Here is a 17,232-nt window from a genome sequence, read left to right on the forward strand (position 1 = left end):
GTTTTCTCCTCCTTATTTCATCATTGGAATGTTAACGCCTTTTTCTTTCGCAGTTTCCACAGCTAAGTCATATCCTGCATCAACGTGACGAACAACACCCATACCAGGGTCAGAAGTTAATACGCGCTCAATACGTTTTGCTGCCGCTTCTGTTCCATCTGCAACGATAACCATTCCAGCGTGAAGTGAATAACCCATACCAACGCCGCCACCATGGTGAACAGACACCCAGCTTGCACCGTTTACACTGTTAATTAACGCATTCAAAATTGGCCAGTCTGCTACTGCATCACTACCGTCTTTCATCGATTCTGTTTCACGGTTTGGAGATGCTACTGATCCACAATCTAAATGGTCACGACCGATAACAATTGGTGCTGATAATTCACCATTTGCAACCATTTCATTAATGATGCGACCAAATTTCGCGCGCTCACCGTAACCTAACCAACAAATACGTGATGGAAGACCTTGGAACTCAACTTGCTGACGAGCCATACGAATCCAGTTACATAAATGCTCATTATCCGCAAATTCACGTAAAATTACTTCGTCTGTTTTATAAATATCTTCTGGGTCACCAGAAAGTGCTACCCAGCGGAATGGCCCTTTTCCTTCGCAGAATAATGGACGGATAAATGCAGGTACGAATCCTGGGAAATCAAATGCATTTTTCAAACCTTCATCGAAAGCAACTTGGCGAATGTTATTTCCATAATCAAATGTAATTGCGCCTTTTTCTTGCATAGCAAGCATTGCTTCCACATGTTTTGTCATGCTTTCTTTTGATAATTGTACGTAACGTTCTGGATCTTCTTCACGAAGTTTCGCCGCTTCTTCTAATGTATAACCTACTGGAATATAACCGTTTAATGGATCATGAGCTGATGTTTGATCCGTAACTAAGTCAGGGATAATATTACGGTTTACTAACTCAGGTAGAATTTCTGCTGCATTACCTAATAATCCAATTGAAATAGGCTCTTTCTTCTCTTTATACTCGTTTGCAATAGCCAATGCTTCTTCTAATGATTCTGTATACTTATCACAATATCTCTTTTCAATACGACGATCGATACTACGCTTATCTACATCAATAGCAATTACAACGCCGCCATTCATCGTTACAGCAAGAGGTTGTGCACCACCCATACCACCTAAACCAGCAGTAAGTGTTAATGTACCTTTTAATGAACCATCGAAATGTTGACGTGCCGCTTCACCAAACGTTTCATATGTTCCTTGTAAAATACCTTGTGTGCCGATGTAAATCCAGCTACCTGCTGTCATTTGTCCGTACATCATAAGACCTTTTTTCTCTAGTTCACGGAAGTGATCCCAGTTCGCCCACTTTGGTACTAAGTTTGAGTTCGCTAAAAGAACGCGTGGTGCATCTTCATGTGATTTAAAAATGGCAACTGGTTTTCCTGATTGAACAAGTAACGTTTCATCGCTTTCTAACGTTTTTAATGAATCTACAATCGCATTGTAGCTTTCCCAGTTACGAGCTGCACGGCCAATTCCGCCATATACAACTAATTCTTCTGGTTTTTCCGCAACTTCAGGATCTAAATTGTTCATTAACATACGAAGTGCAGCTTCTTGAACCCACCCTTTCGTTTGTAACTCTGTACCTCTTGGCGCGCGAATTGTTTGTTTAACTTTTTCCATTTCAATCTCTCCCTTTTCTCATTTTATAGTGCTGCGTTTACATCTAATCTTTCTTTTATCGAATAATTTGTTTTTAACCAATACGCAATATTTTCAATATCCGTTGAGAATATGCGATCATTTGTAATAGAAGGTACTTGTTGACGGCCTTGATGGTAGAAGCTCTTCGTCACTGTACTCATGTTTTCAATACCGCGATATTCTGCTGCTTGCATCGCACAAATCATCTCAATTGAAAGAACACGTCTTACATTTTGAATAATTTGATGTGCATGGCGTGAAGCGATTGTTCCCATACTTACGTGATCTTCTTGGTTAGCTGATGACGGGATTGAATCAACACTCGCTGGATGTGCTAACGTTTTATTTTCAGAAACAAGTGACGCTGCAGCGTATTGCATAATCATCGCACCAGACTGAAGTCCTGGTTCTGGACTTAAAAATGGAGGTAAATCATTTAATTGCGGATTGACTAAACGCTCAATACGACGCTCTGAAATATTTGCAAGTTCCGCCATTCCTACTTTTAAGAAGTCCATTGCAAACGCAATTGGTTGACCATGGAAATTCCCACCCGAAATTACTTTTTCTCCGCCATCAAAGATTAGCGGATTATCTGTTGCTGCGTTCATTTCAATTTCTAATTTTTCTTTCACATAATTTAAAACTTGCCAAGAAGCACCGTGTACTTGCGGGATACAGCGAAGTGAATATGCATCCTGTACTCGTAGTTCTCCTTGTTTTGTTGTTAATTTACTATCATGAAGGATGTCACGAATTCTGCTCGCTACTTCCACTTGCTCTTTATAACCACGTGCTTTATGAACATTTTCATCAAATGCATCAATAATGCCTTGTAATCCTTCAATTGTCATCGAAGCAATGAATTCAGCTTGATACGCCATTGCCTCTGCTTCTATATAAGAAAGAACTCCTTGCGCTGTCATCGCCTGCGTACCATTGATTAATGCCAGCCCTTCTTTCGCTTCAAGTTCAATCGGTTCAAGACCTTCTTCTGTAAGAGCAACCATCGCATGAACGCGTTTCCCCTTATAGAACACTTCACCTTCGCCTAATAATACAAGCGCAAGATGAGATAAAGGCGCTAAATCACCACTCGCACCAAGTGAACCTTGTTGCGGAACGACTGGGTGAATTTTACGATTTACAAACTCAAGAAGCATATTTACAACAAGTGGTCTAACGCCTGATACTCCTTTAAGCATCGTGTTCGCTCGTAAAATTAACATACCGCGTGATACTTCTTCAGGGAATGGATCGCCTATTCCGCATGCATGTGACTGAATTAAATTATGTTGAAGTGCCTTTACATCATCTTTTTGAATAAGCACGTCACTGAACTTTCCAAATCCAGTTGTAATACCGTAAACGACTTTTCCGTCCTCTACAATTTTCTCAACTACTTCGCGGCACTCTGCCACCTTTTGCATACTATTTGGACAAGGTGTTACCCCTTCCCCTTCAAGTAACAACCTCTTCATTTCTTCAATTGTCAATGTGTGTCCTGTTAACGTAATCATTCTTTTTCCTCCTTAAAAAGGCAAAAGGGGACCTTATCTTTTTAAGACAGACTTCTGTCCTAAAAAAGTAAGGCCCCCTTCTAACTAATAGACTATGGGCAAATCATATGTGATTAATTCCTAAACCAATCGCCTCATGCTCAGATCCTTTTACAGGTGCACCAATCGTTCCATATAATGCAACAGCAACCCATTCGCCTTCTTTTTTTCCGTCGTATGGTGTACCGCGCACAATTGCAAAGCGAAGTCCTACTGTACGAAGAACGTCTGCTAACTGAATTTGACCTCTCGTCACTCCGTACAAAGCTTCCATTATTGCATGATAAAGTGCATGTGTTTCTCTGTAAACGTCTGTTTCAATAACTTGGGTGCTCTTAGCCGCTGTTTCCATTGCTGCTACAACTTTTTGCGAATTCATCGAACCCACTTTCCCAGTACAATACTTCCAACCTTTCGGAATAGATAATACAGGGCTTTCATTCTCATCCGCAAGTGCCAACAGCATGGCCATACGACCAATTCGATGTGTTCCTTGAAGAAGCATGTGACTCTCTCATTTCTTTTAATTATTTGAATATTTCTTAATTTAAGAATATATGAAAACGGTTAAATCGTCAATAGTTTAAACTCACATTCGAACAATTTTTTCATCTCCTTCATTTGTGTACACAAATTATTTACACGAATTTTTCAGGCGTGCTATAGTCTCACTAACAGATGCAAAGGGGCGAGATTTCAATGACGAAGCGAAAAGATATTCATTTTCGAATTGAAGAAAAATTACTTGAAAGGTTTGAATCTGCACTTCATTACGAAGGTTTAAAGAAAACGGACGTATTAACACATGCGATTCATCAATTTTGCACGAAGGTGGAATACGAAAAAATGAATGATGTAAAACGCCAATACAACATAAGTAACCATTTACAAACACGTATCGATACGCATAAGTATTACGAAGAAAAACCAGTGAATTTAGATGAATCCGTCATGGAACATTTACAACTTCAAGGAGAAGAAAAAATATTAGAGGTTGGGTGTGCTAATGGAAATTTTCTTTCCCTTTTACAAACTAACGGGCATAAAGGCCAACTAACCGGTTTGGATCAATCGAAAACGATGCTTTCTGAAGCTGCAATAAAGAATAGCATAATTGAATGGAGACTAGGTGATGCCGGTAAACTTCCTTTTGAGGCTAATTGCTATAATTGGATCGTCGCAAGACATATGTTATACCACATGAAAGATGTCGAAAAAACAGTCCAAGGATTCCATAAAGTAATTTGTCCTGGTGGCTCACTTTTAGCTACAACAAATTCTAACGTTACATTACCTCGTATCGTCGAAATGTGTAATCGCATGTTAGACGCATTTGATTTACCGAAAACAACATCATCAGTCACTCCATTTTGTTTAGAAAATGGTAAAGAGATATTACACTCTGTTTTTCCAACTGTTGAAGAAACTATTATTCATAATGCACTCGTTTTCCATCATGCTACTCCAATTGTAAACTATATTTCTAGCATGTTTCCATCACTAAATATACCTGATAATACACATCTTCACGCCGAAATGAAGGAATGGCTAAAAGAAGAAGTAGAAAATGAATTGACACTTCATAACGATATATGGCGCGATCCGAAAACGTTAGCTATTTATCGATGTCAAAAAGAAAAAAGCTAGCAAATGCTAGCTTTTATACATTCTCAGGTAAAAGTTTCTCCATCATCACATTGCCCTTACCACCATAAAAATTTATATTATGTTCGTTCGCTACTCCAAAATAAGAGGCAATCGCTATTCCAAATGGTACAAATGCATGCCCCTGTGCTGTAATAATATTTGAGTGTTGCACAACTTCTTCATATACAAAATTCCCCACCGGAAAACAATCTAATTTTTGATAATCCATAGTCACCGTATACGAAATTGCTTTGAATAAGCCTGCTTTTGCTAACGCATATGGTCCAGCACAAATAGCAGCTACTAATTTTTCTTGTTCATAAAATTGACGAATGACTGTAAAGAGTACTTCGGCATCCTTCATATGTATTGCATCTCCGCCTGGAATAATAATCCCCTCATATTCTTCTACACGCACTTCACTTAATTCTATATGTGGCTGCACTTGCAAACCTGTTTCACTTATAATCAATTCTTTTGTTACACTCGCTGTAATGATTTCAAATTTATTTTTCAGCAATGCCGTAGCTACCGTTATTTCAAACTCCGCAAATGTTGGATATACGAATAAAAGTATTTTTTTCATAACCTTCTCTCCTTCAACCCTCTCATAAAATACGCCTCTAATTCGTCCACTGTTAACCTATTCGTGTCCACATAAGTTACAGGAAATTGTTTATACCATTCTTTTTCAGCTTCTACTAATTTAAATTGCTCCTCAAATGTACTTCGCTTTCTTGTCCTATCGTTATTTTTTCTATCATATACATTCTTTTTCGTCACATCTAAATAAAAAATAGCATCTGAACGGCATTCTCTTAATTTACATAATTCATCTTTCAATTCAGTTTCTATATCCCACTCTTTCCCTATTAGCACTGGATAAAAAAGTGTATAAAATTCAATATCTTCAGGTCCACGATCAAAAATAACGACTGAATCTTTCACATTTTGAAATTCCTTTATTTTTGCTTCCATAAACATTTTTTGATTTATAATAAACCCTTCTTTTGAATTCAGATCCACTTTTAATTGTTTTCGCTTTTCTACAATTGGATAAGGGTTTTCATATATAACTGAAAGCCCACATCGTTCTAACCTTTTAGCCAATGTTGTTTTTCCGCTTGCCATCGGTCCTTGGAGTGAAATTACATATGCCATTCCTCTCATTCCCTTGCACTTTAGTACACTTATAATATACAGAATCTTGAAAACTATCAACAAAATATATACCATCTTGTTTCTTATTCTTATCTAACTTATAATAAAAAATAGAGATTATGACGGACGCATCAATAATGTAAGCTTGGAAATCCAAGCTTACATTATTTTTTGCTTTCCCTTTTCTAATAAAAAGAGTATACTAGATTAGAACATATGTTCTTAATAATTACATACAGTAAGGAGATAGAACAATGGTATACGACACAAAAGCAATTTCTTGGAATGAGTCTTTAAAACAACTTCAACGCCGCTATACAAACAAACAAGTTGACCGAAAAGAATTTGAAGATATTGAACTGATGGAATTCTTCCGCGATAACGACTACATTTCTTTACCTACACATATAAGCGGCCTATCAACAGCACGTTTTACTTCTTACTCTATTTTCACAACTGAAGATAAAGATCGTAAAGTTGGCACATTAATCATTGAATATATAGAAAATGATAATAATAATTTATGTGTTGAACAACTATACTTCGTTTAAATGATAACGCTTGGTCAAAATGACCAAGCGTTCTTGCTTTCTATGAATCTCACTGTTTATAATATGAATAATAGAAAACCGCAATCATTAAGGGGGGGTACGCTTGCTCGAAGGATGGTTCAGTTGGTTCATTGTGCTATGGACTGTTATTTTATTAGGACTTATGTCTATCGGTGGATACTTTATGTTCAGAAAATTTTTGAAACGATTACCGAAAGAAGATGGGATGTCCATTTTAGATTGGGAAGAGCACTATATTAATAAAACGAGGCATTTATGGGATGACGAACAAAAACAATTGTTAGAAGAGCTCGTAAGTCCTGTTCCAGAACTATTTCGCGATGTTGCTAAATCAAAAATCGCTGGCAAAATCGGAGAACTGGCATTACAAGAAAAAGCCTCTCAAATTACACAAGATTTAATTATTAAAGGGTATATTATTGCTACACCGAAGCGTGATCATAAATTTTTAGTGAAAAAACTACAAGAAAAAGAGATTGATTATTCTAACTATCAATCATTATTAACAAAATACCCCTCATAAAAAAGATTGCTAGTTTATAGCAATCTTTTTTACTTTAACTTACTGTTACTGATTTTGTAGCTGTTAATCTAGCCTCTCCCAAATCTATTTGTAATCCAACAGCACTTATATAAATCGTATCACCTGTACCTGTAATATTTACTTGCGTGGATGTTGTATTCGCCGCAATTGATCCTGTTGCATTTACATTTGTAATGTCAAATTCAGCTCTTGCATTTGCATTTGTAGTCGTTCCTGAAAAATTCCGATCAGCAAAACTACCAATTGTATTTAAATTTCCATTAATATCATTCACTTGCCCTCTAAAAAAGTTCCCCAATGGATTATTCGGTCCAGTTAATGTCACTGAGTTCAATTGAAAATTATCACCTGTAAAATTCGGATCACCATTTACTGCCATTACAAAAACACGTGCTGTCACTGTTCCTGTAGCTGGGGTGAAAAATCCAGAAAGAGTTTGCGGTGTACCTGATAATAAAAATCCTGGAAATAAACTCACATTTCTCATCGGATATGAGGAATCACGATATACAACGATCAACGACCATCCTGCGCCATAACCAACTGGTGGACGGGTTGGTAATCCTGTTACACTATATCTTCCCGCCGCTCGATTTGGTAATCCTTGTAGTAAATTCGTTACATCTGCTGCTCGATTATAAACATTGGCTATAAAGGGTAAATTCACTCCTCCTGACGACCACGCTGAATTAATTGTCACTTGTGTACTCGTTCCATCAGGCGTGACTAAATTTGGAGGATTCGCATCAACAACAGCATTTGTTACAGTCGCATCCAATCCCCCTGTCCATACCAGTAATGCGAAATCTACAGCCGACGTAGCAGGAACAATAGTAATTGAAGGATCCAATTCGGCCCATGAACCATCTAACGTCCAATCATTTGTCGTACCTCCAAATGTATTTGGATTAGTTGATGACGGTACTCCTCCAAAAGTAGAATCTGTATTTAATGTTATGAGTGCGTTATAAGCGAAGTTTGTATTCGCCGTACCACGCATACCCATTGTATTTCCTGTATGCATCATAAATAAATTGTCATTCTTTCCATAAGCTTGAACGAAGGCCAAAAGAATTCCTCCCTATTAATCTAAAAGAATTTTTCTATCAATCTAACCTACAGTTACGGATTTTGCAGCAACTAAACGTGCCTCTCCAAACTCTATTTGCAAACCTACCGCACCAGCATAAAGATAATCAAATGTATTTGGGATATTAACTGTCGTAGAAGTTGACCCAGCTGTTAATACACCGTTCGCTGGGACATTCGTCACATCAAATTCAGCACGTCTATTCGTTGCAGCAGTTCCAATCGGCATATTTCTATCTGCAAAGCTGCCAATTGTATTCAAATTCCCTAAATAATTATTGACTTGCGAAGCAAAAAAATTAGGATTGGCATTATTAGGACCCGAAAGCGCTGTACCATTTAAAACAAATGTATCTGCCGTCGCATCCGTATCACCATTTAACGCCATTGTAAATACACGAGCATTAACTGGTGCTGCAGCTGGCGTGATAAAATTGGAAATCGTTGCTGTCTCACCCAATGTAGAAATGAGTAAGCCAGTATATAAACTAACATTCCTAACAGGATATGAATTATCACGATATACAACAACTAATGCCCACCCTACTCCTGTTCCTTGCAAAGGTGGATTTGCCGTTGGAACACGTTCTACAAAATAATTACCTACAGCATGATTAGGGAGCCCTTGAAGAATACTTGTCACATTAGCTGCACGTGTATAAATCGTACCTTGAAATGTCCCACTCGATCTTGTTTCTCCCCACGCAGGTGTACTTGTAATAGTGTGAGTCACATCATCCGGGGTTCTGAATGTTGGAGGATTCGCATTTACTACCGCTTCTGTAACAGTCCCCCCTAATGTTCCTTGCCAAACTAACATTGCAAAGTCGACTGTAGCCGTTGGTGGTACATCTGTTACAGATGGATTGAGCCTCGTCCATGATCCATCTAAAGTCCAATCATTTGTCGTTCCTGCGAAGGTATCAGTCTCTGTTGAGGATGGCACCCCAGCAAAACTCAAATTTGTATTTGTAGAAATTAATGCGTTATATTGATATGCAGTAGCTGTCGTAATACCACGCATCCCTAACGTATTTCCTATATGCACCATAAAAAGCGAATCCGTTTTTGTATATGTTTGTACGAAGGCCAAAACCTCACTTCCTTTCTATTATAAAATAAATATTTTCTCGCTATTTCATTTAATGCGAGCAAAACGAAAAAGTTCCATTTATATACGTACAAGCTAATTTAGGCAAAAAAAATGCCTTTGCCTATACCTATTCATTTATATTTGAATAGGATGCAATGACGAGCTCATTTTTCGCATTTTTTTACAAATAAAATCATTTTTAAATTGTAAAATGATTCTATTTGCAAATGTCTAACTATTGATCGGATTTAAATTCATTTAGAAAGGACGAATCTAATGGCAATAGCAACAATAGGAAGTCGCTTAACCTATACAATCGTTGTCCAAAATACCGGAACACTTCCTGCCCAAAATGTTACATTTACAGACCCCATACCAGCTGGCACCACTTTCGTTCCAAACAGTGTAACTGTTAATGGCACTCCAACAGCTGGCGACCCCTCAACTGGAATTCCCATCAATAACATCCCTGCTGGTGGTACTGTTACAATTACTTTCCAAGTAGATGTAACAAGTATCCCTACACCACCTGTCGCCAGCAACGTAGCATCATTTGGATATGAATTTCAACCTGCACCTAACGCACCCACTATCACACGTACAACAACCAGCAATATAGTTGATACAGATATCTTCACAGCCAATGTCGCAATAACAAAAGCAGTCGATAAAACAATCGCTACGATCGGTGATACGATTACGTATACAATTACTGCTACAAATGAGGCTCCATTAGCTGCCAATAACGTTACCATTACAGACACCCCTCCTGCTGGTACATCGTTTGTACCAGGTAGCGTTACAGTAAATGGCACTTCTACTCCCGATAATCCTGCTACTGGTATAAATGTAGGAACGATTGCTGCAAACGGGAATGCTACAATTACGTTTCAAGTTCGAGTTAATACCCTCCCTACACCAAACCCTATTCCAAATAGTGCAACTTCAAGCTTTCAATATAATCCACCAAACCAACCACCAATTAACAGAAACTCTACAAGTAATATAGTTGAAACACAAATTAATGCTACTATCATTAATCCGACTAAAAGTGCAAACCAACAAATTGTGAATATTGGTGACATCATTACTTATACGATTACCGTCCCAAATAACGGTAATATTTCAGCAACGAATGTTTCTATCACTGATCCTATCCCTACTGGCACTACTTTCATTCCAAACAGTGTTACAGTTAATGGAGCGACACAATTTGGCGTAACACCAACAAATATTCCGCTAGGTACGATTCCTGCTGGTCAAACTACAACTGTCACATTTCAAGTTCAAGTCACTTCTCTTCCGGCAAATGGAACGATTACTAACGAAGCAAATATAACATTTACATCGCAACCGAACCCGTCTGAACCCCCAACGACAACTACGACAACACCACCTCCAACAACTACTTCTGTACGAACTGCAATTGTAAATCCAACAAAAACTGCTAGTCCACAAATTGCTGATATTGGTGATATTATTACGTATACAATTACTGTACCGAATACAGGAAACATCGCTGCGACGAACGTTATTGTAACTGATCCAATTCCAAGTGGCACTACATTCATTCCGAATAGTGTCACAATTAACGGTACTTCACAACCTGGTGTAAATCCCTCTGGTGGTATACAAATCGGTACAATCGCCGCTGGTGCAACTACTACAGTTACATTCCAAGTTCAAGTTACCTCTCTCCCAGAAAATGGATTAATCCGAAATATCGGAACCACAACATTTACGTATGAACCGGATCCTACAAAACCACCTATTACAACAACAAACCCTACACCACCTACTACTACTCCCGTTAACACCGCTATTACAAACCCTGTTAAAACAGTGGATAAAACTACTGTTGATATCGGTGATGTTATTACGTATACGATTACATTTACTAATGATGGTACGATCCCTGCTACGAATGTAGTTTTTAATGATACCATTCCTGCTGGTACAACATTCATTCCGAATAGCGTAGTCTTAAATAATGCCCCTGTCCCAAATTCAAATCCAGCACTAGGGATTCCAGTAGGAACAATTAATCCTGGCGAAACGAAAATACTCTCATTCCAAGTTCTTGTTACACAAATTCCTACTGGCGGTGTTATTACAAACGAAGCTTCAACGACATATACGTATCAGCCAGATCCCACAAGGCCTCCTGTTACAACAACTGAACCGACAGCACCTACTACAGTCGCTGTTAATACCGCTACGGTTAACCCTACAAAATCTGCTAATCGTACTTTCGTTGACATTGGTGATATTATTACGTATACAATTAGTTTACAAAATAACGGCACTGTTCCCTCAACGAATATTGTACTAACCGATCCAATTCCAAACGGTACAACATTTATTCCAAATAGCGTCACGATTGATGGTGCCTCACAACCTAACAGTAATCCTGAAAACGGTATATCAATCGGCACTTTAAATCCAAATCAAGCAAAAACAATTACATTCCAGGTTCAAGTTACAAGTGTGCCACCAAATGGCCTTATAGAAAACCAAGGCATTGTATCATTTAATCATATTGTTAATCCAAATGAACCTCCTGCTACAAAAACGACCCCAACTCCTAAAACAGAAACACAAGTCGGGACCGTGGTTACAGCACCTACAAAATCTGCCGACAAACAAGTTGCTGATATAGGAGATACAATTACCTACACGGTCACTTTTACAAATAATGGGACGGTTCCAGCTACAAATGTAGTCGTTACGGACCCTACACCTAACGGGACTATTTTCGCTCCAAATAGTGTTACAATTGATGGCGTTTCGAATCCTGGTTCCGATCCAGAACTCGGAATACAACTCGGCACTATTTCTGTCGGAGAAACAAAAACAATCACGTATCAAGTTGTCGTTACAAATTTACCACCTGATGGGGTAATTAGAAACCAAGCATCCTTCACTTATCAATATCAACCGAATCCAAGTGAGCCTCCCGTTACAACAACTACTACGACTCCAAGTGTGAATATCCCAATTAACAATCCAAATCCGACGACTACAAAATCTGCAGATCGACAAATTGCTGATTTAGGAGATACGATTACTTTTACCGTAACATTCCAAAATAGAGGGACCGTCCCTGCTACAAACGTTATCGTAAAAGATACACTTCCATCTGGTATTTCATTCGTTCCAGGTAGTGTTGTTGTGAATGGAACATCACAGCTTGGAGAAAATCCCGAAATTGGTATACCAGTTGGCACTGTAAATCCTGGTCAAAGTATTACCGTTACGTTCCAAGGTGTAGTAAATAGCATCCCGCCCGGGGGAATCATTAAAAATCAAGCAAATATAACATTCACATATGAGCCAAATCCGAATGAACCTCCTGTTACGACAACTATTATAACTCCTGAAACAGAAACGGCAGTTAATACTGCAACACTAAATCCACAAAAAACAGCAGATCGTTCCTTCGCTGCATTAAATGATATCATTACCTATACACTCTCATTTCAAAACACCGGTACTGTCCCTGCTACGAATGTAACAGTACTGGATTCTATCCCTGCTGGTACTATATTAGTTCCAGACAGTGTTACGATTAATGGTATTCCTCAACCAGGAACCAATCCAGCATCAGGAATTTCACTTGGAACTTTAGCACTATCCGAACGAGCGACCATTACTTTCCAAGTACGAGTAGTAAACATCCCTGCTAGTGGAGAAATACGCAATCAAGGAAGTGCAACATTTAATTATCAACCGGATCCAAACTTACCCCCAGTCACAAAAACAGAAACGACCCCTGAAACAATGACTCCTATTCAAACTGTAGTCATAAGCCCAACTAAAACCGCAAACCTTACGTTTGCAGAAATTGGTGATATTGTAACTTATACTGTCACATTTACAAACCAAGGAACTATACCTGCTACAGGTGTAACAATTACAGATTCTTTACCTCCGGGTACAACTTTTGTTACGAATAGCGTTACAGTAAATACTATCCCTCAACCTGGTGTAAGCCCGATTACAGGCATTTCCGTCGGTACAGTTAACCCTGGCGAAAGTGTTACAGCTACGTTCCAAATACAAATCAATGCTATTCCACCTAACGGGAAAATAGAAAATACAGCAGTTGTTACCTATATTTCTCAACCTAATCCTAGCGAACCTCCTATTACAACGACAGAAACGACTCCTACCGTAACATTACCTGTTCGTACCGCTAACCCAAACCCGCAAAAAACAGTAGATCGTGAGTTTGCAAGTATTGGTGATACACTCACTTATACAATCATCCTTCAAAATTCTGGTAATATTCCTGCAACCGATGTTATTATTACTGATTCTATCCCCACTGGAACTACATTTATTCCTGGAAGTGTTACGATTAATGGTATTCCTCAACCTAATTTGATACCAGCAACAGGAATTCCAGTTGGAACATTAAGCCCTAGACAACTAGTGACTGTTACTTTAGAAGTACAAGTAACTGCGCTACCACCAAATGGCGTTATCTCAAATGAGGCAAATGTCACTTACACATCTCAACCAGACCCGAATCTCCCACCCATTACAACAACAACACCTACTCCAATTGCAGAAACAATTGTGCAAAATGCAGAACTAGAATCAACAAAAGCAGTAGACTTACAACTTGCCAATATTGGAGATACACTCACTTATACAATCACCCTTGAAAACGTCGGAAATATTCCTATGACGAATGTATCTGTCATTGACCAACCACCAGTAGGTACACAATTTATTGTGGATTCTGTTACTGTAAATGGGATCTCACAACCAGGTGTTGATCCAAGTATCGGGATACCTATTGGTACAATACAACCAAATCAAATCGTAACCATTACGTTCCAAGTAACAATTACAAATATACCTCCTAACGGGGTTGTTACAAATGTTGGTTCAATTAACTTTACATCTCAGCCTAATCCAAATGAACCACCTATTACAGAAACAAGGGAAACACCACCCGTTAATACTGAGATTATTAACAGCATTATTAATCCATCGAAAACGGCCGATCGAAACAACGTTGATATAGGTGATATCATTACGTACACCGCTACCTTCCAAAACTTACAAACTGTACAGTTGACAGGCGTTGTTTTTACAGACCCAATTCCAACCGGGACTACTTTCATTCCAAATAGCGTTACAATTAACGGTATATCGACTAGTAATGTTGATCCAGCTCTTGGCATACCTCTTGGCACATTAAACCCTAGTCAATCAGTTGTTGTAACTTTCCAAGTTCGTGTTGTTTCAATACCACCTAACGGAATTATTGTAAATGAAGCTACTATCACCTACACCTTCCAACCTAATCCTGGAGAACCTCCAGTAACAGTGACTACTCCAACACCTCCTACTACTACCAATGTCAACACCGCAACAACGAATCCTACAAAATCTGCTGATAAAGTATTTGCTTTATTAGGTGACACAATCACCTATACAATCTCCTTACAAAATACAGGTACTGTCCCTGCAACAAATGTACTTGTAACCGATCCTATTCCAGCTGGCACTACTTTCATTCCAAATAGCGTTACGATTAACAGCGTTGCACAACCAGGTATCATTCCTAGTTCAGGAATTCTTATCGGTACACTAGAACCTAACACTTCAGTCGTTATAACTTTCCAAGTTCAAGTAACATCGATACCACCTACAGGTTTTATCGAAAATCAAGGAACCGTTTCATTCCAGTATCAGCCAGATCCAAATTTACCACCCGTATCTGTTATTACACCAACCCCAGCTACAAAAACACAAGTAAGCGAAGTTACCACTAATCCTAACAAACAAGCAAACCCTCAAGTTATTAATCTCGGTGATACTGTCACTTATACAATTACGTTCCAAAATGTCGGGAATATAAATGCAACAGATGTAATTATTACAGATCCTACTCCAGCTGGTACTACTTTCATTCCGAATAGCGTTACGATAAATGGCGTTTCTTCACCTGGTGCAAATCCAAATAGTGGTGTAAATGTCGGGACTGTAACTCCAGGACAAATTGTTACATTAACCTATCAAGTTACTGTAACTACACTCCCGCCAGACGGTATTATTAAAAACACAGCAACCGTCACTTACACGTTCCAGCCAAACCCTAGTGAACCTCCTATTACCATTACAGATCCTACTCCAACTGTTGAAGTATCCGTTATTACGCCTACACCTAATCCAACTAAGCTAGCAGACAAACAAATTGTAGATATTAATGAAACTATCACTTACACAGTAACGTTTCAAAATCGTGGATCGGTTCCTGCAACTTCTGTTATCATTACTGATCCGTTAGCAAATGGACTAACGTTTGTTCCAGGTACTGTTGTAATAAATGGTATTCCGGATCTTGGAGCAAATCCTGTAGTAGGTATACCTGTCGGAACAGTCAATCCGACCGATACAATAACCGTTCAATTTCAAGCGAGAGTAACGAGCGTCCCACCAGGTGGTATCATCCGAAATCAAGCAACTGTTACTTTTACGTACCAACCAAATCCTGATGAACCTCCTATTACGATTACAGACCCTACTCCAATTAACACAACGAATGTAAATACAGCTATATTAAATCCGCAAAAAACAGCTACGCCGGAAACAGTTACATTAGGTGATATCATTACGTATACAATTTCTCTCCAAAATACAGGTACCGTTCCTGCTAATAATATACTTGTAACTGATACAATTCCTGTCGGTACTTCATTCATCCAAAATAGTGTCACAATTAACAACGTGCCGCAACCAACTGCAAATCCGGCTACAGGCATCCCTATTTCAACCCTTGCTCCATCTGAATCAGCAACGATTTCTTTCCATGTCCTAGTTACTTCTATTCCACCAAACGGAAAAATTCAAAACCAAGGTAACGTTTCATTCCAATATCAACCTGATCCTACTAAACCACCTGTATCCGTTACTACACCTACGCCTACTACAATTACCCCTGTAAACGTCGGGACTATTAATCCGATAAAAACCGCTGATAAATCCATCGTTTCAGTAGGTGATACAATTACATTTACTATCACATTTCAAAATGAAGGTACGATTCCCGTTACTAGTATTTCTGTTACAGATTCACTTCCTGCCGGTACATCATTCATTCCAAACAGTGTTACAATTAACAACATTCCAGTTCCAAATGCAAATCCAGCTACAGGCATTCCAGTTGGAAACCTGAATCCATCAGACTCAGTAACGATTTCATTCCAAGTACAGGTTATTACCCTTCCACCTAATAGAATGATTACAAATATCGCATCCATTACGTATACTTCTCAACCTGACCCTACTAGACCACCTGTCACAACAACGACAACAACACCGCCAATTACAATAGAAGTAACTCCTAATGAACCAAACACATTTATTAAGAACGCAAATGTAAATAGCGCCCATCTCGGTGACTTCATCACATATACCCTTACCTTTACTAACAATGGCGCTATCCCAGCAAATAATGTACTCATTACCGATCCACTTCCTCCTGAAGTTACTTTCTATCCGAATTCAGTAACAGTAAACGGAGTAGCACGTCCCGGAACTAACCCAACTATTGGTATTCTTATCAGCACTGTTAATCCAGGTGAATCCGCCGTTGTTCGCTTTATCGTCCAAGTAACAGCAGAACCACGAAATGGTCTCATTCGAAATACCGCTCGCATTCGCTATACACTTAGACCTGATCCCACTAAACCACCGATTCCAGTTGATGAGACTACAGAACCAAATATTATTCCGTTTATCGGTCCATTCGTATCACCAAATTTAAACTGTTTCTTTAATGGGGAACGTTTTATACGGCGCGGTTGGAATAGAAGATGTTAGCAATATAAATAAAAAGACAGCGTCAAAAAACGCTGT

At 38.7% G+C, this 17,232-nt stretch carries 11 protein-coding genes; 4 read left to right on the plus strand and 7 right to left on the minus strand.

Annotated elements, in window-relative coordinates; translation table 11 throughout:
- Positions 1-12: 12 nt before the first annotated feature.
- The 3 genes from hutU to hutP form a co-directional block, all read right to left on the minus strand.
- Positions 13-1,671: a urocanate hydratase gene (hutU, locus tag KZZ19_RS17600; RefSeq protein WP_088097339.1), complete on the minus strand. Its 1,659-nt coding sequence runs from the start codon at positions 1,669-1,671 to the stop codon at positions 13-15.
- 23 nt (positions 1,672-1,694) lie between these two features.
- Positions 1,695-3,212, minus strand: coding sequence for a histidine ammonia-lyase (gene hutH, locus KZZ19_RS17605; RefSeq protein ID WP_088097340.1), 1,518 nt, complete (start codon positions 3,210-3,212; stop codon positions 1,695-1,697).
- 103 nt (positions 3,213-3,315) lie between these two features.
- Positions 3,316-3,756, minus strand: coding sequence for a hut operon transcriptional regulator HutP (hutP, locus tag KZZ19_RS17610; RefSeq protein ID WP_000926521.1), 441 nt, complete (start codon positions 3,754-3,756; stop codon positions 3,316-3,318).
- A 194-nt stretch (positions 3,757-3,950) separates the two neighbouring features.
- On the opposite strand from hutP, the gene KZZ19_RS17615 reads away from it, so the two are divergent.
- Positions 3,951-4,898 (plus strand): class I SAM-dependent methyltransferase, encoded by a 948-nt coding sequence (locus KZZ19_RS17615; RefSeq protein WP_237980576.1) that lies wholly within the window; start codon positions 3,951-3,953, stop codon positions 4,896-4,898.
- 13 nt (positions 4,899-4,911) lie between these two features.
- Here the strand turns inward: KZZ19_RS17615 and KZZ19_RS17620 are convergent, their stop codons facing one another.
- Both KZZ19_RS17620 and KZZ19_RS17625 read right to left on the minus strand, forming a co-directional pair.
- A complete protein-coding gene (locus KZZ19_RS17620; protein WP_237980574.1) occupies positions 4,912-5,484 on the minus strand; it encodes a DJ-1/PfpI family protein in 573 nt (190 codons plus the stop codon).
- Positions 5,481-6,059, minus strand: a complete 579-nt coding sequence (locus tag KZZ19_RS17625; protein ID WP_237980572.1) for an AAA family ATPase — start codon at positions 6,057-6,059, stop codon at positions 5,481-5,483. Before KZZ19_RS17625 ends, KZZ19_RS17620 begins: the two co-directional genes overlap by 4 nt.
- A 254-nt stretch (positions 6,060-6,313) precedes the next feature.
- Here KZZ19_RS17625 and KZZ19_RS17630 point away from each other — a divergent pair, with 254 nt between their 5' ends.
- Together KZZ19_RS17630 and KZZ19_RS17635 are read left to right on the plus strand one after the other, a co-directional pair.
- Positions 6,314-6,610: a hypothetical protein gene (locus tag KZZ19_RS17630; RefSeq protein ID WP_237980570.1), complete on the plus strand. Its 297-nt coding sequence runs from the start codon at positions 6,314-6,316 to the stop codon at positions 6,608-6,610.
- Between the two features lie 103 nt (positions 6,611-6,713).
- Positions 6,714-7,154, plus strand: coding sequence for a DUF2621 domain-containing protein (locus KZZ19_RS17635; RefSeq protein ID WP_088097345.1), 441 nt, complete (start codon positions 6,714-6,716; stop codon positions 7,152-7,154).
- Positions 7,155-7,188: 34 nt separating this feature from the next.
- On the opposite strand, the gene KZZ19_RS17640 is transcribed toward KZZ19_RS17635, so the two are convergent.
- Together KZZ19_RS17640 and KZZ19_RS17645 are read right to left on the minus strand one after the other, a co-directional pair.
- Positions 7,189-8,244, minus strand: coding sequence for a hypothetical protein (locus KZZ19_RS17640; RefSeq protein WP_237980568.1), 1,056 nt, complete (start codon positions 8,242-8,244; stop codon positions 7,189-7,191).
- Positions 8,245-8,286: 42 nt separating this feature from the next.
- The gene (locus KZZ19_RS17645) at positions 8,287-9,357 is read right to left on the minus strand and encodes a hypothetical protein (RefSeq protein ID WP_237980567.1); all 1,071 of its coding nucleotides are present in this window, start codon (positions 9,355-9,357) and stop codon (positions 8,287-8,289) included.
- 276 nt (positions 9,358-9,633) lie between these two features.
- On the opposite strand from KZZ19_RS17645, the gene KZZ19_RS17650 reads away from it, so the two are divergent.
- Positions 9,634-17,196, plus strand: a complete 7,563-nt coding sequence (locus KZZ19_RS17650) for a DUF7507 domain-containing protein (protein ID WP_237980564.1) — start codon at positions 9,634-9,636, stop codon at positions 17,194-17,196.
- Positions 17,197-17,232: the final 36 nt, after the last annotated feature.

It is taken from the genome of Bacillus thuringiensis (genome assembly GCF_022095615.2).
GTDB lineage: Bacteria > Bacillota > Bacilli > Bacillales > Bacillaceae_G > Bacillus_A > Bacillus_A cereus_AG.

Excerpts from the sequence above, each read along its gene's own strand:
- hutH (WP_088097340.1), bottom strand. The coding sequence starts at position 3,212 with ATGATTACGTTAACAGGACACACATTGACAATTGAAGAAATGAAGAGG.
- KZZ19_RS17620 (WP_237980574.1), bottom strand. The coding sequence starts at position 5,484 with ATGAAAAAAATACTTTTATTCGTATATCCAACATTTGCGGAGTTTGAA.
- KZZ19_RS17650 (WP_237980564.1), top strand. The coding sequence starts at position 9,634 with ATGGCAATAGCAACAATAGGAAGTCGCTTAACCTATACAATCGTTGTC.
- KZZ19_RS17630 (WP_237980570.1), top strand. The coding sequence starts at position 6,314 with ATGGTATACGACACAAAAGCAATTTCTTGGAATGAGTCTTTAAAACAA.
- KZZ19_RS17615 (WP_237980576.1), top strand. The coding sequence starts at position 3,951 with ATGACGAAGCGAAAAGATATTCATTTTCGAATTGAAGAAAAATTACTT.
- hutU (WP_088097339.1), bottom strand. The coding sequence starts at position 1,671 with ATGGAAAAAGTTAAACAAACAATTCGCGCGCCAAGAGGTACAGAGTTA.
- hutP (WP_000926521.1), bottom strand. The coding sequence starts at position 3,756 with ATGCTTCTTCAAGGAACACATCGAATTGGTCGTATGGCCATGCTGTTG.
- KZZ19_RS17625 (WP_237980572.1), bottom strand. The coding sequence starts at position 6,059 with ATGGCATATGTAATTTCACTCCAAGGACCGATGGCAAGCGGAAAAACA.